We start from the raw sequence: 19,486 nt of genomic DNA, 5'->3' as shown, positions 1-19,486 counted from the left end.
TATAAAATTTCCCGATATCACCAACTTTACGTACCTTTGTCTATAGTTACTGATTTACATCATTATTTGAAATCAAAGAATATGGCTAAAAGAAAGACATTAAAAAAGAATATCAACTATATCTGTAGTGAACTGTTTGCGGAATGCGTAGCGTTGACGCATTACAAAGTAGATATAAAACAAGAAGATGTGGACAACGTAATGGTCCGCATATTGTTGATGCATGATGAATTTGTCAGCAGGATCAGTCATACGGAACCAGGAAACGTAAAAGGATTCTACAAGAAGCTGCGTATGGATTTCAATGCACAAGTCAGCGATATCATCAGCACAATCAGTCAGCTTTGTTAAATGAGCCGGCATTTTTGCAGTTTCCTCCTGTTCAGGGTGATGGGATGGAAAGTAGACGTGACGGTCCCCATGGGAGATAAGTATATCATTGCACTGGCACCTCATACAAGTAATTTCGATTTCGTGCTAGGAGTGCTTTATAGCCGTGCAATGGACTTCCGTTGCGACTTCTTAATGAAAAAGGAATGGTTTTTCTGGCCTTTGGGAATCTTAATGCGATGGTTGGGAGGAATCCCAGTATACCGGAACAAGAAGATGAGTATGACGGATCAGTTGGCACAAGTGGCCCGGGAACGGGATAATTTTCACCTTTGCATTACTCCGGAAGGCACTCGTTCACGTACGGAAGAATGGAAAAAAGGATTCTATTATATCGCCTTGAAAGCCGGGCTGCCTATTTTACTGTATGGAGTTGACTATCCAACCAAAACTATACGTTGCACTCAGGTAATCATCCCCAACGGAAACATAGATGAACAGATGAACGACATTAAAACATACTTCAAAGATTTCACAGGACGACATCCTGAAAAGTTCGCAACCGGATTAAAATAATGATAAGTATGAAAAAAAGGCTTATGGTCCTGGCGGGAGCATTCTTGCTGGGACTTTCCGTATATTCACAGAGTGGTGAGAAAATAGTAAAAGCCAAATTGGGTGATTATTTCTCTGACTATCAGATATCTTATACCACAGCCACCGACCGCTGTCGGATAGAAACGGTCAAGGTAGATGCTTCTGCACGGACGGCAGAGATTTACCTGAATGAACTCTTTGCCGGGCAGTCTTTTAGCAGGGATAAGGTTGATGAAATCTATCGTGCCGTAAAACGTTTGCTTCCTGCGCCATACAACGCTTATACTATTATTATATACGGTAACGGAATCCCCATAGAGCATCTTGTTACGGACATGAACGGAGCTTCATCGAAAGTGCAAAAGAAATGGGGGAAGGCTTTGTATCACGGGGCGCCGTGGGTGGAACGGATGCAACGCCCCTATCCTATCACCAAAGGTATGCAACAACGCCATTTGTCTGTTTGGGCCAGCCATGGACGCTATTACAAGAACGACCAAAAAGAGTGGATGTGGCAGCGGCCGTATTTATACTGCACGACAGAAGATTTGTTCACTCAAACGATAGTCATCCCCTACTTAATCCCCATGTTGGAAAATGCCGGAGCATACGTCTTTACTCCCCGTGAAAGGGATTGGCAGCCCCACGAAGTGATAGTGGACAATGACACCCGGGATTCGGGCGGAACATATTCAGAACATGAAAACAAATACGTATGGGAAAACGGAGGTATGGGATTTGCACCACTCAAACAGACTTATCTCGACGGCGAGAACCCCTTTACGGATGGGACAGTCCGCAGTACCCATACGGTAACTCGAAAAAGCCAGGCTTCCGAAATACGTTGGACGCCCAATATGCCTGTGTCCGGACGCTACGCCGTATATGTATCATACGTGACCTTGCCCACGAGTGTTTCCGACGCCCATTATGTGGTTCGCCACCAAGGTGTGTCTACGACCTTCAAAGTCAACCAACAAATGGGAGGAGGAACTTGGGTTTATCTCGGGACGTTTGATTTCGACAAAGACCAACCCCATTCCAATTATGTCAGTTTAAGCAATCTGAGCAACCATCGCGGAACGGTGACAGCAGATGCCGTACGATTCGGAGGCGGGATGGGAAACATTGCCCGTGGAGATTCTTTACAGGAAGTGGTAAGCGGTTTCCCGAGGTACTTGGAAGGAGCCCGCTACAATGCGCAATGGAGCGGTATGCCTTATTCCGTATATAGCGGTAGAAACGGAACGAACGATTATAGCGATGACATCAATGTCCGTTCATATATGACGAACTATCTGGCCGGAGGTTCTTCTTATTTTCCGGCCGACAGCGGATTGCATGTACCGATTGAACTGGCCATCGCGCTTCATAGCGACGCCGGCATAGCCCCCGACAGCACTTTTGTCGGTACATTAGGTATTTATACCACGGATTTTAATGAAGGGAAGTTTGCGGCCGGAATGTCACGATTGGCATCACGTGAGTTATGCGATGTGGTCATGACGCAAGTGGACGAGGATTTGAACCGACTTTACGGACAATGGAAAAGACGCCAAATGTTCGACCGGAATTACAGTGAAACGCGCGAACCCCAAGTCCCGGCCATGATATTGGAAATGTTATCCCACCAGAATTTCCGGGATATGGCTTTGGGACACGACCCTGCATTCAAATTCAATTTGGCACGGGCCATATATAAAGGAGTACTGAAATATACATCCTATCAACATGAGGCAGGTTATGCCGTACAGCCCCTTCCCGTTACTTGTTTCCAGACTCGTTTAAACCCGGATGAAAAGGAAATAACGCTATCCTGGCTTCCCCAACAAGACGAGCTTGAACCCTCTGGAACTCCAAAAGGTTACATTGTGTATACCCGGCAAGGAGAACATGGTTATGACAATGGCACATTTGTACATGAGCCTCGGTTCTCGTTCCGTGCGGAGGAGAATGTGGTTTACTCGTTCAAAGTGACAGCCGTGAACGACGGTGGAGAGAGTTTTCCTTCGGAGGAACTGTCGGCCATGATAGCCAAAAACGCCTTTGCCAAAGTCCTGATTATCGACGGCTTCCAGAGGGTGGCCGGGCCACAGGTTATCCAGACGGATTCGACCCGGGGATTCGACCTGTCAGCGGATCCCGGTGTTCCTTATATGCGTTCTCCCGGATTCTGCGGTCGGCAAATCGTATTCAACACAGAACTGAACCCCAAAAGCGCGTGGGGCTTTAGCGGGAATGAACTTGAAGGCAAGATGATAACGGGAAACACATTCGACCATAGCCGCATACACGGTGAAGCCATAGCCACCGCAGGCAAATACTCGTTTGCATCCGCTTCCCGTGCGGCAGTAGAGGCACAAATGGTAAACCTGAATGAATACAATATAGTGGATTTGATACTGGGCCTGCAAAAAAATGACGGATACAGTACCCGACCGTATCCGTCATTGACACCTGTTTTATGTAGTGCGTTACAAGAATTTACCCGCATGCGCGGCAGCCTGTTGGTGAGCGGTGCCTATATTGCCCGCGACCAGAAACAAAAGGAAAATGCAGACTTCCTGCGCAATACGCTGAAAGTAGACGCATACGCTCCGGTCACCTTGGATGCCTATTCTCAAGCCACGGGCATGAATACCACCCTTCATTTGTACACGGAACTCAATTCCCAACATTATGCCGTCACACATGCGGACTGCCTGATACCCCTTCCCGAAGCGTTTTCCACCTTATTATATACGCCTACCAATTATTCGGCCGCCGTAGCCTACCAAGGGGAAGACTACCATGCGATTACCTTGGGATTCCCTTTCGAGTGCATCAAATATGCCGCCGACAGGGACAAGGTCATGGGTGCGTTCCTGAGTTTCCTGCTGTCAAGGTAAGATAGACTTCCTCTACTTGCGTGGCAATCCGGTTCCAATCGTATTTCGACATGTCGTAGCCAACATGTTTTAAAGGTGAAGCAGCTATCTTGTCCAATTTTTGTGCCAATGCCCCAACGTCTCCTACTGGGAAATAGCAATCCTTGGCCAAGCCGACTTCAAGGTTTGCAGGGATGTCGCTGACTACGACTTCCACGCCATAACTCATAGCTTCAAGCAAGGCTATCGGAAGCCCCTCGTGGCTTGACGGCAAACAGTAGCAGCGGCAGTGGGTCAACAAGGAATGGAGCTTGCGCCCTTTGACAAAACCAGTCAACACTACCCCATTTGCTTTGGCCGTCTCTTTCAACGACCGGGAATAGTCGTCTTCAAAATCAGTATCACCGGCAAGAACCAACTTGATACTTTCGTTATTTTCCATTTGGATGAACGCCTCTACCAGATGGTGCAAATTCTTCTCCGGCACAAAACGGCACATGCCTAAAATATATTTTCCCTTCTCGATTCCCAATTCTTCAAAATATTCAGGCTCATCGCAAATTTCCGGTTGGGATACCCCATTATATATAAGGTGTACACGGCTTGTCCGTCCGTACTTTTGCCTTACCAGGTTACGAATCACATCGGATATGACGATGACATCGTCTGCAAACATGCACCCCATGCGTTCGCCGAGTTTCAGCATCGTTTTGGCCGCAAGCCCCCACTTGCCCCGGTCGTAATCCGGCCCATGATGGGTAAATACCACTTTCATCCCCAACATCTTGGCATACGGTACGAGCAAGACGGGACCGATGGCGTGGACATGTAAGATGTCAGCCCCCAACCTCCGGGCTTCGTTGATGGCACGGAAAGTATGGATGATGGCCTCGAACGATTTTTTCTTGGGGGAAGGAAGCGTGACGAGCCGGACACCCTTCCACTCCTTCAGGCCATCCTTCACATAATCGGAACGGCGCACCACCGTCACATCCCATCCCTGTTGAGCCAGACGTGGGAACAATTCCTCACAATGCGTCTCCACCCCACCCATGACACCGGGAATGCCACGAGTTCTACTACTATTTTCTTCATTTTACCATCCGCATTGAAAATAATTCATTACTTTTACATGCAAATACCACAACTTCGAGAACTCATGAGAGCATTTGCCACCCGAATCAAAGAAACACTCCAATATGTCGGCATCCTATCGTTGGCGTGCCTTTCTGCCCTTTGGCTTTGGCTGACGGGTAAAGGAAAGCATTAGTGGGTAATCTCATACCCTTGCCTGGCCACATCGGCATTCACAATATCCTCACCTCGTTTACCCTTCAAGGCTGCTTTGGAATCATCGGAAAGACCGTTATTGATTTCCGCATTCACGTCACACGTAGACAAACGGTCAAGTTGTTCTTTAGTCACTTTCCCGTCGCGGTAATCACAGCATACAGGATTCTCATACATGGAATACTTCATGCCTAAAAGCGACTTCAGCTTATGTTTGGCCACCCATAAGGCCGGTGTAGCGATATACTTGTGCATGGCCGGAGACACCGAGCCAATCATCCAACAGTTACGGTTACAACCACGCACTTTCCGACGTACCTTCTCAGCTTCAGGACTGTTCCACAATTCCTCCCACGCCTGCCGGTTCAAGTTGCCCATCACCTCCTTGTCTTTTGTTCCGTTACAAGGCATCACATCCCCGTAAGGGTCAATGAAGAACGTGTCGAAACTCATGTCGCAAGGCAACAGGCGCTTCTGCCCGTAGATATAATTGATAAGCCCATGGTTGAAATAAGCACGGAACCACTTCTTAGGCGAATTAGACTTCAACAGTTCATTGACCAAGTTCTCAAAATTCTTCGCCACCATCGGACGGTCGTGGATGATGTTCTTAGCTTCTACAAAATAGAACGAGTTATGCAGGGAAGCCGTGGCAAACTCCATCCCCATCTTATTGGAGAGCTCATACAGCGGCACCAAGTCCGGCGCGTTCTTGTCCTGCACAGTCATGCCGAAACCCACGTCCTTCATCCCCATCTCACGCAGTTTCTTCAAGGTATTATATCCACGGCGAAATCCATCGTTCAAGCCACGGATTTCATTGTTGGTCTTTTCCAACCCTTCAATGGAAATACGGATACCGATCTGTGGAAACTCCTTGCAAAGTTCGATGATACGATCCGTGAAAAAGCCGTTGGTAGAGATGACGATACGGTCACTCTTCTTATACAGTTCACGTACCACCTCCTTCAAGTCCGTACGGATAAACGGCTCCCCTCCGGTGATATTCGTAAAATACATCTTCGGGAGCTTCTTAATCGTCTCGATAGAGATTTCCTCCTCCGCCTTCGAGGGAGCTTTATAGCGGTTGCACATGGAGCAACGCGCATTACATCGGTACGTCACGATGACCGTACCGTTCAGTTTCTTTTCTGCCATAATGTTTTATGAATTTATTTTGAATACACTTTAACCATGTGGTTGTAATAGGATTCCGCATCATATTTCCTTTGTGACACCTCAGCCAACTGCTGATAATCGAAAGGCGTATTCCACATTTCTTCTATTTTTCCTTTCAAATCAGTCACATTTCCGCTAATGAAAGTTTTGTCGGTCAGTTCCGGAATGCCACCGATCCGGGCACCGAGTACCGGAGTACCCAAACATTGCGCTTCTATTACGGACAACGGATTGTTTTCATACCACTCAGAAGGTACCACAGAAAAACGAGCTTGTCCCACAAGTACCTTAATTTCATCCCAATCCTTATGTCCTAGGAATTCAATGTGACTATGTGCAATGGCTTTCAACTCGCCAAAGAGCGGCCCATCACCGATAACCTTCATTTTATACGGAAGTCGGTTGGCAGCCTCTATTAACGTTTTCACCCCTTTCTCTTGGCTTAATCGTCCGATATAGCAATAGTAATCCCTTTTGTCGTAATTATCCCTTCGACACCTTTCCGAATCAATAAAATTACAGAGCACAACCATCTTTTTCTCATCAAATCCTCCCTCCGCCATTTTGTAAGACATGAAGCGGCTGGGACAGACAAACACATCCGTTGAAGCTTCCAATCGCTGCCGGTTCCACACGTTTGCTTCACGAAAACCCACGAAAGAAGCTAGTTTGGAACCTTTCATGCACTTATGGTTCAGACATGCTTTCTTATCCCCTTTGAAACAAGCTTCACATACCGTATTTCCATTGAGTAGGCAATCATATCGCGGACACAGCAATTTATAATCATGCAACGTCCACACGACCCTTATGCCACGTCTGTGTGCCAATTCAGCCAACACTGGAGAAAGTTGAGTATGGATATTGTTCAGATGTACCACATCGGGACGGAAATCATCCAACAGCCTATTGAATTTCCCCTTTACTTCTCTTGACCCGAAAGGCCGTGTGAAAGCCATCAATTTACTCATCTTCTTAGGAAAATACCGCTTCCATTCCGTGTCTACATTCTCCGGATAGTCCATGGCAAATACGCCCACTTCATGTCCGTGCTTCCTCAATAACCGCTCCAGATTAAGCACGTAGACGCAATCACCGCCCCGGCGGTAATAGAATTTATTGGCTAATAAGATTTTCATTGTATTGAAAGAAAGGTTTTAAATACATATTCCAAATCTATCAATCTTTTTTGCTGTACTGATTGAATATTGATATTAACTGTTTAGCAGACTCAATATTTGTAAGTTGACTCCGATAGGCTTTGCAATTTCTAACGTAAATAAAATTCTCATTTATGATTTTCTTCAATTCATTTACTCCCCAATCATCCTTTACTATACCCAATTGTTTCCTCTTAATGTATTCTGCTGACGCAGGTATGGAATTTGTTAATATAGGAGTGCCGGAACATATACTTTCTGGTATGGATACCATATTTAGGTCTTGTCGGGTATTTACCAAAAAGGCCAAGGAGGTACGTACATATTCTGAAAGTTTCTCTTGTGGAAGAAACCCTAAGAAATCCACAAAATCTGTCAATCCTAAATCTTTAACCATTTGTTTTAAATAAGTTTCTTCGTTACCACGTCCTGCTATTAATAGTTTGATGTCTTCATAACCTTTCTCAAGGTGCAAGTTGGCAAATTTTAAGATAATGCCATCTATATTTTTTCGATGAATTAATTGCGAAGAACTAATAAGCTGCCTTTTTTTCTTTTCTGTATAGATAAATTTATTTATATTAATTCCATGATCTACAATAGTTTTTGAAGTCTGTGGAATATAATTTCGTACAAAATTATATGCATAAATAGATCGAGGAACGACAGCTATTATCTTTTTCATAAACCATCGTCCAATGATATTATACCATAATTTTGATGGAACTTGAAACATCTTTTTTTGATGTGAAGTTAACTCTTGCCATACAATTGTTTTTTGAGGGCAAATGATGGAAGCCATCAAAGAATGAATTGCAAACACTTCACTTGTGAGGATACAATCAAAATCCTTATGAAACTTCTTAATATAGTGTAACAAGTCTTTAGAGAAAGGAAGCAAAGATGGTGGAAAAAAATGTGTCCAATCAGAACGGAAAAAGTGCACATCAAAATCGTAGTCTTCTCTTTTTTGAGGACGGAACTCTTCCGCTGCGCATAATGTGATATTGTGCCCTAAAGCAACAAAACCAATGCACATATTATATATCATTGTGTCTTTTATTGAATCAACATTAGGTATGATATTCCGTTCTGCCGTATATAAAATTGGATTAAGTATGAGTATATTCATTTTTCTATGATTTCTTCAAATAGTTTTTTCCATTTAGGCATAATAATTTCTGCTTTATACTTTTGGACACTTGCACGAGCATTAAGTCCCATTTTAAGTCTTAACTCCTGATTTGTTATTAATAGTGATAATTTATTTGCGAAGTCTTGTTCGTCATCTTCTTTACATATAAAACCATTATATCCATTTGTTATTATGTCGCGAGGGCCACATTTAAAATCATAAGCTATGCAGGGAAGGCTACAGGACATGGCTTCCAACATTACCATAGGTAACCCCTCATAACGGGAGGTCATAACAAAAATAGATGAAGAACAAAACTCCTCATAAATAAATTGAGTAGGAGGTATCAATGTTGTATATGCTTCTACATTTTTCGCTTTAATCAAATCCTGTAATTTATCATGGTCGCATCCTGCACCTACAATTTTTAAATTCCAATCAAAATGACAGCATACTTTAGCCCATATGTTTATTAACCTGTCAAAGCCCTTTTGAGCATCCAACCTCCCTACTGCAATAATCTGTTTTGCTTCCAAACCAACTAATCCTGTATTGTTAAATGTTAATATATTAGGTATAGCTGCAACATTGGGGATTATAGTTCTCCAACGTTGTTTATCTTCCTCCGTTAATGTTATGAAGCGATCATACTTGGGAACAATAATATGTTCGTCAATGGACTGTTGGATATAGTATAGACATTTCTTTACAAAAGAGAAGCGAAAAGCTTTGGCGTACATCATTTTTACTCCTCGGCAAAAATGTATTTCTAATATTTTTCTACTACCATCGTGTATTGAGGGCAAAATGGATGCTTCACTAAAAAAAGTAGAAATCACTATATCGGCTTTAATATCTTCCAAAATATTTTTCAGGAAACGTTTTTGTCTTCTTTTAAGGACAATTCTATTTATTACAGACTTCAATAATGAAGAACCTGTCAATCCATCATAATCTAATCCTAAATCTATATGCTTTATTTTATCTGAAAGTTCGTAGAAAGGTTTGTTTCCAAATTGTTTTTCCGTAATAATAAAAACTTCATACCCATACACATCAGCTAAATAATTGGCTTTCATGGATATTATACGTTCCATTCCTCCTGGATGGAACAATTGGGGACAACAATACACGATTTTCATTTTTTCATTTTATAAAAATAAAACAATGCAGAAAGAACCCCAAATAAACGATGTCTTAAAAGTATTAAGACCCAACCTTTTAGATACTCTCGACCTACGGGCATTGGAATTGTATTATTCCAATTAATGAAAGTAAACAAGTTATTTAGTAGTTGGGTTATTTGCATCCTGTCTTTTCCCATCATTACTGCATAGGATAATATGGATGTTATTTTTTCACTACAATATAAGGTGTATTCTTTTTTATTTATTGGAATTCCATTAGAAAGCAAATTATTGATACTGTACAATTCTTTTTGAGAATGCTGTAATACGTCATCGTAAAATTTTGCGGATGTAGATAATGTATTGCGTAAATAATGGATATATAACACATCTTGAAGTATTCCTAGACTCTTAACATTGGGATATAAGCGAATATTCAAATCAAAATCTTCTCCGCCATGTTTGTAGCATGGATTAAAATATAAAGCTCCGTCTTTAAATAAGGATGCATTGTACATTGCACTCCAAATAGTGTTACAAAATCCGGTATTAATCAAATGCAGGAATTCTTGTCTGATTTGCTTGTTGTCAAAGTACTGAAATCTTTTTTCTTTCCCAATATGGCGATTATAGGTTATATTTCCTTTTATTTCATTCTGAATTTCAACAGAATACTTAATAACTTCCAAGTTAAAATCTTCCGCATACTTTACCGTAGTTTCAAGTAAAGACGTATGGTATATGTCATCATGATCACAGAATGCTAGATATTTACCCTTTGCTAATTGTATTCCAACATTTCTTGCCTTACAAATTCCCTTGTTTTGCTGTCTGATAAGTCGTATTCGTTTATCTTTAGCTGCATAAGTACTACATATATGTCCACTTGTGTCTGTCGAACCATCATCTACTATTATCAACTCAAAATTCGTGTATGATTGTGATAATATACTATCCAAGGTATTTGTGATAATATTACCTGTATTATAAACAGGCATGATAATTGAGACAAGAGGTTGTTGTTTAATGATCATATTTCTACTTTATATTTTTTCATTCGTTGTGTTCTTACGATATTAGGGAATAAGCTTTCTATTATTGCTTTCACCTTATTTATTATAATCTCTTTATATGCGTAAAGGTACACGCAGATCAATGGCTTATATCCAAAAAAATCTGCTCTCTCTTTTAATATTTGCACTATTTTGTTGTGAGATGCCCCACCTGTACGGTCGTCAAAAATGGATATAGGTTGTCCTACATAAAATATCTCTTGATTTCCCTTATAGTAGATTTGTGCCGTTGTATCATAATCCGCTCCTAATGGATATTTCAAATTAAACCCAACATTTTTCAGCATAGAAGTTTTTGTGAATAAGGATTGGTGGCAGAAGCCTTGTGATTTAAAGACCAGTTCTTTCTTTGTCGGCTTTTTAGAGTAAATAGCATCAGCTTTACAAAATAAATATCCTAATTCATTTTGTATGTAAACATCCCCATAAATTAAATCTTCATGATACTCTTGTTTTCCGAAAATATCCGATACAATATGACTACTCACAAATCTGTCACCTGCATTCATAAAAAGCACATATTCTCCCGTAACATAGTTTAGTGATTTGTTCATAGCATCAAATATGCCTCTATCTGGTTCTGAAAGTACTTTTGCAATAAAATTTTGATATTTATCTACTATATTTAAAGTACCATCCTGACTTGCACCGTCAATTATAATATACTCCAGATTCGGATAATCTTGTGATATTACACTTTTAATTGTTTGTTCAATTGTGTCTATACAATTAAAGCACACTGTAACTATGGATATCCTTTTCATGCATAAATATTTCTTGTTTGTTCATAATTACACTCCCTATTCCAAAGAAGAAAAAATAGTTGAGTCCTGTAGCAACAATTAAAACAATCATTGTAACCAAAGCTAATAATTGATAATTGACTTTTCCATATTTATAAGGTCGGCTATATTTATAGGATTGATAAAATAACATATAATACATTAAATAGCCTAAAATTCCGAATTGACATACAGCTGTAGACAGTATAGTTTCAAAACCAAATAATACAGGATGTAACTCATATTGATTTAGATACCATGAACACCACCCAAATCCTTTTCCAAACAATATATTGTCCTTGACTTTTATAAATGGATAGGTTACTTGAAGAATTCTTAGCTCCCAACTTGACCCTCCAACATCTTTTGCAGCTAACAATTTATCATCCCAAAAAAAGAAAGATGTCTCTATCATAGACCTTATACTTTCTAACGCAGGAATTATAAAAACAGCCAATAAAACTACTGCCCCCAATAAAAACACTTTCATATATAATAATACATTCCATGTTTTTCGCTTCAAATACATCCACAATATAAGAAAAACACCTATTGAAACAATTGGTGAACGTTTCTTACATAAGAAAATATTAACAATCAATAGAGCTAATGCTATAAATATGGTTCTTTTATTATATTGCCCTGTATATTGAAGATATACGAATAGAGGTATTGACATGGATATAAAATATCCAAATCCATTTGCATGTAAAAATGTTCCTGATGTAGAAACTCCACGACCAGTTGTATACCATACTTCTTTCACCAACGATGTATCTCTCCATCCTGTTATTGTTTGGAAATAATTTACATACGGATTCTTTTGCATAAGATATGCAATTATAGCATAAACACAGCATAATATAGTTGACCATAAAAAGGTCTGTATTACTATTTTTAAATCCCATTTTGTTCTAACAACAGCAATTGCTAATATAACAGGGAGTATGTCCGTAAGGAGAAATTGTATTAATGAGTTATATTGGAATTGCAAATCCTCATAATCAGAGAAAGGTAGAAGCACAGCACATGAACATATAAAAAATACAAGAGCTTTAAAATATGAATCCTTAACCAAACGTACATAAGTCTTAGCAAGGCCATTAACCAATACACTTATAACAATAATGAGTATTAGTGTGCTATTAAAACTAAGTCCTTCAAAACCTGGGGTCCGGACAACTTCAGGTATTAAAATTCTTGCAGATATGAAACACGCTAATCCATACGAAGGACGAATTAAGGTTGCTACTACTGTGAATGCTAATATAGCAAACAACAATATATTTAACATATTACTTTCTTAAGTATTTTTACAACTTTTGCCGGATTTCCAGCCACTACACAATCTTCTGGTACATCTTTAGTTACTACACTTCCTGCACCTATAATAGAACGTGCTCCAATATGTACCCCTTTTAGGATTATAACATTAGCTCCAATTAAAACGTCATCTTCGATGATAATCTCTTTATCTATTCTGTTTTTTGCGTCAGAAATTTCATTTCTACGATCTTTGAAAGAAAGTGAATGGGCATCAGTGTCCATCAACGTAGTGCCTCCCCCTATTTTCACATTGTTTCCTATTTTTATATGTTTTGCGACCCAGATTATGGTGCCACTCATTCCAACATTCTTACCTATTTCAAGCACTGCATTATCCATTATAAAGATACATCCATGAGCATTAGTTGTTAAGGGGTTATAAGTTGATCCAGATAAAAATAAAAAGTTCTCTCCCGTAGAGAATATCGCATTCTTACCTTTGTGAATATGAATCTTTCCTAATATTTTAAATCGTCCTTTGGGTTGTAATCCTGTTGCTTTTGCATATAACATATTGTATCTCCAAGAAATGGACATACTTACTTTTTCCTTTAAAGTAACTATTAGACGTATTATATTATATACTATTCCACTTTCCATAAAAAGTTAGCACTATAAAATTCCATCATTTTTCATTCCCACTAATACAGACGTTCCAATGATATCGTCAAATGAACTCGCTGGAGATTGGCAAAAAAGCGCAGATAGTTGTTTTCGTATCCAACTTTGCCTTTTTTCATGCTCTCCAATCATATTTACAATTCCATCATGATGTATTTTCATTTGGTTATGCAGGCAATATATGGGTAGTAAGTATTCAGCAAAATATCCATAAATACGGTTGTACCTCGAATATGGTAAGGGTTTTACATGCTTTTCGCATTCTTCCAAGATGGAAAACTGCCATTGGCAGAATTGATTGAAAGCTTCTTTTCTCATAATGAACATGTTATAAGGTATATCCGCATTTCTTGCCAAGTATTGCAATGTTGTTTTTTCATACTCAGGATATAGTTTACGTATTGACATAAAAAATATGGCATAATCTTCAGGTACAATGTTCATTTTTAGTTTGTTCAACATCGTATCCCTAACCCCACTGTAAATAGGCCTTGGTAATATTACATCATATTTAGAAAAGAGTCGTTCCAATAGTTCATCCGTATAAACGGTTTCGAAATACCGCCTATAATGACATAAACCTATATACCGACAATCTACATTCTTCCAAGCCCAGTATTGGGCCGTCAGTTCACAATAACTTGGGTTCTTTTGACTGATGTTATCCCCTGTGTCATCTCCGATAATTCCCAAGTCATATTCAGATATGGCCTTTCCAACCTGAATGGGAGTGTATATTCCCTTGTTATACATGTTACAGGGTTTGTGGCAAGCTACCAATATCATAGATTTCATCTTTCTTCCTTTTTTTATTCATTTAATTTATTTATAAGTTCATTCGTGCACTCCTTGATTCTTGTTTCAAGTTGTGGATACACTCTTTCATAGGGGACGGGAGACAAATAATCCGCACAGTTTGGGTTATATATTTTAAATTCCAGTCCAAAAGAGGCAAGGAAATCATACATACGTGAATTCTCGGATTTTTGGTCTTCTTTGCAGCGCATAAGTGCCACAAAATCCTTTTTCAGTTTTAAACTCATGGCCACATTATGAAAAGAATCTGTCACGACATAAGTCGCGTGATGTAAGAACCATACAAAATCATAGATGTCTGCCGACTGCAAATATTCATATCCTTTTATCTTGCAAGTCGGAGGAGCCACGCTGAATACAATAACCCGATTAATCCCATATTGCTCTTTTATTGTTTTCAAAGCCTTCCATTCAAAGTCCTTGTCACCAATGAAATAACAGAATATATAAGGTATGGAAACGGATATTCGATTCACGAGAGACCCCTTGTGGGAGAATTGTATCCAACTATTTTCATCGAGTAAAAGAACCGGATCTAATACCGTTTTTACTGTTTTTCCCGTAAGGGCAGATAACATTTTTGACCCTGTTTCTTCCCTGCAAAAGATTGCACTGAAAGAAGAAAGATATTTTTTGTATAGGTCTTGTTTCTCTTCTGGAATCCTACTAACCGCTATGGAAGAAGAATAGGCTATTTTCTTTTGATCTTCTTTCACGAAATCAAGCATGTAGAACGTATCAAGATTATATGGATTCCATATTTGGTCGCTTCCCGTGAGGAACTTATCGTATTGCTTATTCAATAATTCAATATCCTTTGGACAGGTAACAAGAGGAGTAAAACAAAATTCATTTTTCAAGAATTTCATAATTTTCGTTTGACGGACTTGCTCTGGTTTTATTATGCCTAATACTTTTTTAATTAACGCAACACATTTGGAACGGAGTTCCCTTTGTTGTCCAGGATATTGGTGAAACTTTTTCCGTCCGCAAAACGGTCTTATCATGTCCACATGAATCCCCTTGGAACGAAGCACTGTATAAAGGGCATAGGCTTGAAGATTGGTACCGTAATTATTGCTGCCGTACCATGTCACAAGGCATACTTTCAGTTTTTCCTCTGCATTCTTCATATATACTTTCCTTTTTATTTTTTGAATATCTTTTTGAGTATGCCATAAGCTTCTTCACCTACCATCTTCTTTACCATTTCTTTCGATTGCTCTTTATTGGATTGCTTGATAGTTGACATTATTTTTAAGGCTGCGTTTTCGTTCACATCCTTAGTAAAAGCTTCCAATAAAATGGGCTTTTCGGATGATGGGTTTAAAAAATCTGGCAAGAGTTTTTCATATTCTTCTTTGCTGGAAGCAGTGAGGTAAATAACCCCCAAATCTTCGGTATAATGACGTACCAATTTTGGAGACTGCTTTCCATAATGTCCTTCTGCACAAATATACGGGTAGGCTTCTTGTCCTAACATTGATCCCATATTCATGTGATGAGTAAATTCACATCCTTTTCCATTGTTAACTAATAAGATTCTTATGTTTTTGCCCACATGTCTGTTTCCGAGTGAGTTCATGTCATAGAAGAATGATAAGTCACCCACCACACCCAAATATAACTTTTCGGGATGTGCCCATGAAGCCCCTATAAGGGTGGACATATTGCCATCGATACCGAAACCACCCACATTGGAGAATGAAGTAACTCCTTGGGGAAGTTTGAAGAAATTCCATGATCTCAAAGAGGTTAGGATGCCTAAATGTAATACCGTTCCTTCCGGTAATTTTCCGGAGGTTACAGAGGCCATCCATATATTTGAGAATGGCAAATCCGGTAGAGATTGCATTATAGCTTCATACTCTTCCTTATAAGATGGATATTCGTCAATAGGGTAAGTGCAATCTTCTTTCGCATAATGGTTAAAAAAGAAAGTCTCATCCATTTCAAAAACATTTACCAACTTCTTGAAAGGGTCTCGGATTTCACCATCTTCGCTCACGCGCCATACTTCTTGTGCATAAGGACTGATATTGAACATATCCCCGGAAATTTCTCCTAAATGTATCAGTAGTTTCAACGAACGTTTGATTTTACCACTCTGCAACTGAATGAGAGAGTAATTCATTTTGTATTTCCCATAATATCCACTAGTATGGTCACAAAATACGATGGCATGATGCTTTTTACAGAAAGCCTCAATGCTCGTTTCTTCTTGCTGGTTGAACTTTTTATGCGAACCGACGAAGATTCCTATCGGACCTTGGGGTAATGACGGGAGTTCGTTTTTATGGCTGTACCTATGGATAACTCGAGTGTACGGAAGTTCAGTTATGGAAAAATCCGGGTTATAAGAAGTAATCAGATTGATATGTGCCGGCCCTCCTCCATGTCTTGTAAGTTCAAGTATGGCTTCATTGATTTTATTTATTGCGTTCCATTCCTGTCGTTCGCAATGAATCTCATCCACCTGAAAACTCTTTTTTACTATATCAGCCGGTAACTGTATGCGATTGGTTACCTGATCCTTTAAATTGCCTATCCATTCCGAATATTGCGAAGAAGTTACCACAAGAATGGGAAGCTTACGATAATAGGCTTCCGTCAATGCCGGCATATAGTTGCGAGATGATGTGGCACCCGTGCAACTTAGCATTACCGGTTCTCCGCTTTCTGCTGCCAGTCCACATGCCATATAGGCCGCACTGCGTTCATCAACTGAAGAGTAAATCTTGAAATATGAATCATGTTGGAGGCTGGCTACAAGTCTTAAATTCGTTGCTCCTGGAGAAGCTATGATATTACGTATTCCATGGGCTTTTAAGAGTGATATCAGAATAAGAGAATTTTTCTCTGCCGTATAATGTAAATCCATATTATTATTGTTTTCTTCGTTTGAGTTTATTTTTAACCATGTCACACACTGTGATTCTTTCTGAACGCGTCATACCTATATAGTACATCGCGGGGATTGCTGATATGACGCTTACCATACATGTCAGTATAAGTCTTCCAAATGAAGGAGGCAGAATCTCAACAATCGAAATAGGAGGAATAAAGCAAACAAGCAGAACTATTAAAACAATACTCAGTACCTCATTTACATATCGACGGACAGGGAATTTCACCATCCTTTTTAAAAGGAAGAGTCTGACAAATATGAGGAGTATATTGTCTAATATGTAAACAATGTAATAGATTTCGGGATTGCAACCTAATTTAAATAGCAACCATGTGACAGGGAATACCAAACATCCAAATCCTCCCACGTAAAGATAATAACGTTTGATGTCTCCTGTACCTAATGCCAGAGTGGTGAGTGGTGCACCTGGCAAATCTGCCAAAGCTACAAATAGTGCTAATCTCAGAAATAAAGGAGCATAAGAAGGAACTTCTTTCAACCACAGCCCTAAGACATAGTCGGCTTCCAACACCAATGGTATTAAAAAAAACAACATGAGAAAGAATGAGAACTTTGCTCCTTTGAACACCAATTTGAAAGATTCTGTAGCATTTCCTTCTGCGTATGTCTTGATGATTTGAGGGTTCAATGCTGTCGTGAAATTACTCACAAACATCCGGACCGCCGAATCCACCTGAGTAGCCACTCCACGTGCCGCATTGAGTACCACTCCAAAGAAGATATTGATAATAAGGTTCACTCCTTGGGTATTGAATATATAAGCACTTGTTCCAAAAAGGTACCATCCTGCAAAAGCTCCGATTTCCTTAAAAAGAGATTTATCGAGGATAAAGTGGTAACGGCATTCTTCAAAATGTTTTTTGCAGTAAACTCCATATACCAATCTTAAGAGTAGTGCTATGGAGGTCAGAAGAATAGCATATAGAATAAGCTTGTCCATTGCAAACAGCACAAGCAGGTAAACAGCTCCAAGTTTTAGTAGAGATTCCCATAAGCCAATATAGGCAAAGGTTTTCATGTGCTCATGGGCAACAATGAGTGCGTTGTAGGGGACGCTGATAAGTCCAAGTATAAAAGACAATAATGAACATTGAAAAACCCATAAGGCTGCAAATTCTCTTCCTTCAGGAATATTCATTTTTGTGTAAATGAACCATGCGCCTACCAATTCAGCTAATATAATAATGATGGCTGAAAGGACTATTTGTATATTAATGCTAGTGCAGAAAATTCTGTTTAATCGTATTTTATTCCCTCGTCCTAATTCAAAAGTAATGAAACGGGAAATAGAGTTAGTAAGTGATGCTGAAACCAATGCGAACATGGCTACAAATCCACCTACTACATTATATATTCCATAGTCCTCTATACCCAGTGTGGAAAGTACCACTCTAGAAGTATACAGACTGATGACAAGAGATAAAAATGTCCTGAGATATAAAAAGGCTGTATTTTTTATAAGCCTTGTTCTATTATTGCTTTTTTCCACTTTGCCTGTTAATTAAAAGGTATATGGGATATCATCATAGATTATAATACCTGCTCCTCCTGACATTTGAATGGTATCAAAGCTCTATTATCCAGAAGGTTAATATAAAAGTTATCGCTTTCCATTCCGAAAACAAGAAGCAATGACCTTATGGATGATTACAACTTCTTCCTTCCTATACAGGAGTTTTCCCAAAAACATCCTTCATCTTTCAGGATGCATGCTAATTAATTCATTGTTTGCGCGTTATGGACTAAAGGATGTTTCAGCTATCCTTCAGCCACGTTTCATTTCCTTTGGAAGAGAACGGAAAACCAATCTGCGGAGAATGAAAAATCGTTTGGCTTAGATTGAAAAATCATTTGGCGCAGAACGTTTGACGGCTTTCTGCCATGAAAGGGAACTGAAAGATGAGATTTTATCGTTCAGTTCCTAATGTTTTGTATGATAGATGTTTACCATACATCCTGAAGGATGAAGGATGTTTTTGGAAATTCCCTTGGGTGTATTTTAGTTAGTGATTACCCAATCTTTCAGGGTGTGCCGTTCCATGTCGAAGTTGATGCCGACTTTCACCACGGGCAAGCCGCACAGGACGAAGCGTTCGGGATAGTTCTTCAGGTCAATCTGTTGCATGGCGGCTGTGGCCGACTGGTTCAGTTTCAACTCCACGACGTAGAGCGTGGTGGCCGTGCGTATCACCAAATCCACCCGTCCCATCGGGGTACGTACTTCCACGTCCACGTACGCGCCAAGGAGGCTGAA

General features: G+C 39.7%; 17 protein-coding genes. 3 read left to right on the top strand and 14 right to left on the bottom strand.

Translation table 11 applies throughout. The annotated features are described in order from the left end of the window. Nucleotides 1-81 precede the first annotated feature (81 nt). From HMPREF9442_RS08575 to HMPREF9442_RS08565, 3 genes are read left to right on the top strand one after another with little or no spacing between them, the layout of a single operon-like run. Nucleotides 82-351 (top strand): hypothetical protein, encoded by a 270-nt coding sequence (locus HMPREF9442_RS08575; RefSeq protein ID WP_008627549.1) that lies wholly within the window; start codon nucleotides 82-84, stop codon nucleotides 349-351. After that, the gene (locus tag HMPREF9442_RS08570; protein WP_008627547.1) at nucleotides 352-906 is read left to right on the top strand and encodes a 1-acyl-sn-glycerol-3-phosphate acyltransferase; all 555 of its coding nucleotides are present in this window, start codon (nucleotides 352-354) and stop codon (nucleotides 904-906) included. Further along, a complete protein-coding gene (locus HMPREF9442_RS08565) occupies nucleotides 906-3,815 on the top strand; it encodes a golvesin C-terminal-like domain-containing protein (RefSeq protein ID WP_008627545.1) in 2,910 nt (969 codons plus the stop codon). Before HMPREF9442_RS08570 ends, HMPREF9442_RS08565 begins: the two co-directional genes overlap by 1 nt. Here HMPREF9442_RS08565 and HMPREF9442_RS08560 read toward each other — a convergent pair. From HMPREF9442_RS08560 to HMPREF9442_RS08495, 14 genes are all read right to left on the bottom strand, one after another. Next, on the bottom strand, nucleotides 3,778-4,860 hold the full coding sequence (locus HMPREF9442_RS08560) for a glycosyltransferase family 4 protein (protein WP_420850127.1): 1,083 nt from the start codon (nucleotides 4,858-4,860) through the stop codon (nucleotides 3,778-3,780). The genes HMPREF9442_RS08565 and HMPREF9442_RS08560 overlap by 38 nt on opposite strands. A gap of 200 nt (nucleotides 4,861-5,060) precedes the next feature. After that, nucleotides 5,061-6,242, bottom strand: a complete 1,182-nt coding sequence (locus HMPREF9442_RS08555) for a radical SAM protein (RefSeq protein ID WP_008627541.1) — start codon at nucleotides 6,240-6,242, stop codon at nucleotides 5,061-5,063. 14 nt (nucleotides 6,243-6,256) lie between these two features. After that, on the bottom strand, nucleotides 6,257-7,402 hold the full coding sequence (locus HMPREF9442_RS08550; RefSeq protein ID WP_008627539.1) for a glycosyltransferase: 1,146 nt from the start codon (nucleotides 7,400-7,402) through the stop codon (nucleotides 6,257-6,259). A 40-nt stretch (nucleotides 7,403-7,442) separates the two neighbouring features. Beyond that, nucleotides 7,443-8,555: a glycosyltransferase gene (locus HMPREF9442_RS08545; protein ID WP_008627538.1), complete on the bottom strand. Its 1,113-nt coding sequence runs from the start codon at nucleotides 8,553-8,555 to the stop codon at nucleotides 7,443-7,445. After that, nucleotides 8,552-9,637, bottom strand: coding sequence for a glycosyltransferase family 4 protein (locus HMPREF9442_RS08540; protein WP_157183532.1), 1,086 nt, complete (start codon nucleotides 9,635-9,637; stop codon nucleotides 8,552-8,554). The genes HMPREF9442_RS08545 and HMPREF9442_RS08540 overlap by 4 nt, the downstream gene beginning before the upstream one ends. A gap of 59 nt (nucleotides 9,638-9,696) precedes the next feature. Beyond that, a complete protein-coding gene (locus tag HMPREF9442_RS15365; RefSeq protein ID WP_008627535.1) occupies nucleotides 9,697-10,719 on the bottom strand; it encodes a glycosyltransferase family 2 protein in 1,023 nt (340 codons plus the stop codon). After that, the gene (locus HMPREF9442_RS08530) at nucleotides 10,716-11,522 is read right to left on the bottom strand and encodes a glycosyltransferase family 2 protein (RefSeq protein ID WP_008627534.1); all 807 of its coding nucleotides are present in this window, start codon (nucleotides 11,520-11,522) and stop codon (nucleotides 10,716-10,718) included. Before HMPREF9442_RS08530 ends, HMPREF9442_RS15365 begins: the two co-directional genes overlap by 4 nt. Further along, nucleotides 11,488-12,834: an O-antigen ligase family protein gene (locus HMPREF9442_RS08525; RefSeq protein ID WP_008627533.1), complete on the bottom strand. Its 1,347-nt coding sequence runs from the start codon at nucleotides 12,832-12,834 to the stop codon at nucleotides 11,488-11,490. The genes HMPREF9442_RS08530 and HMPREF9442_RS08525 overlap by 35 nt, the downstream gene beginning before the upstream one ends. Beyond that, a complete protein-coding gene (locus HMPREF9442_RS08520) occupies nucleotides 12,828-13,466 on the bottom strand; it encodes a DapH/DapD/GlmU-related protein (RefSeq protein ID WP_008627532.1) in 639 nt (212 codons plus the stop codon). Before HMPREF9442_RS08520 ends, HMPREF9442_RS08525 begins: the two co-directional genes overlap by 7 nt. A gap of 12 nt (nucleotides 13,467-13,478) precedes the next feature. Next, nucleotides 13,479-14,282, bottom strand: a complete 804-nt coding sequence (locus HMPREF9442_RS08515) for a DUF4422 domain-containing protein (protein WP_050795508.1) — start codon at nucleotides 14,280-14,282, stop codon at nucleotides 13,479-13,481. A 14-nt stretch (nucleotides 14,283-14,296) separates the two neighbouring features. Beyond that, nucleotides 14,297-15,436 (bottom strand): polysaccharide pyruvyl transferase family protein, encoded by a 1,140-nt coding sequence (locus HMPREF9442_RS08510; RefSeq protein ID WP_008627530.1) that lies wholly within the window; start codon nucleotides 15,434-15,436, stop codon nucleotides 14,297-14,299. Nucleotides 15,437-15,450: 14 nt separating this feature from the next. Further along, on the bottom strand, nucleotides 15,451-17,229 hold the full coding sequence (locus tag HMPREF9442_RS08505; RefSeq protein WP_338117939.1) for a thiamine pyrophosphate-binding protein: 1,779 nt from the start codon (nucleotides 17,227-17,229) through the stop codon (nucleotides 15,451-15,453). Then, entirely contained in the window at nucleotides 17,189-18,721 is a 1,533-nt protein-coding gene (locus HMPREF9442_RS08500) for an MATE family efflux transporter (RefSeq protein WP_040602854.1), read from the bottom strand. Before HMPREF9442_RS08500 ends, HMPREF9442_RS08505 begins: the two co-directional genes overlap by 41 nt. 510 nt (nucleotides 18,722-19,231) lie before the next feature. Next, the coding region (locus tag HMPREF9442_RS08495; RefSeq protein ID WP_008627526.1) for a PD-(D/E)XK nuclease domain-containing protein at nucleotides 19,232-19,486 on the bottom strand (255 nt) is incomplete at its 5' end.

The sequence above is a fragment of the Paraprevotella xylaniphila YIT 11841 genome (assembly GCF_000205165.1).
Lineage (GTDB): Bacteria > Bacteroidota > Bacteroidia > Bacteroidales > Bacteroidaceae > Paraprevotella > Paraprevotella xylaniphila.
The sequence above is the reverse complement of the archived record's forward strand: the minus strand, read 5'-3'. Positions and strand labels throughout refer to the sequence as shown.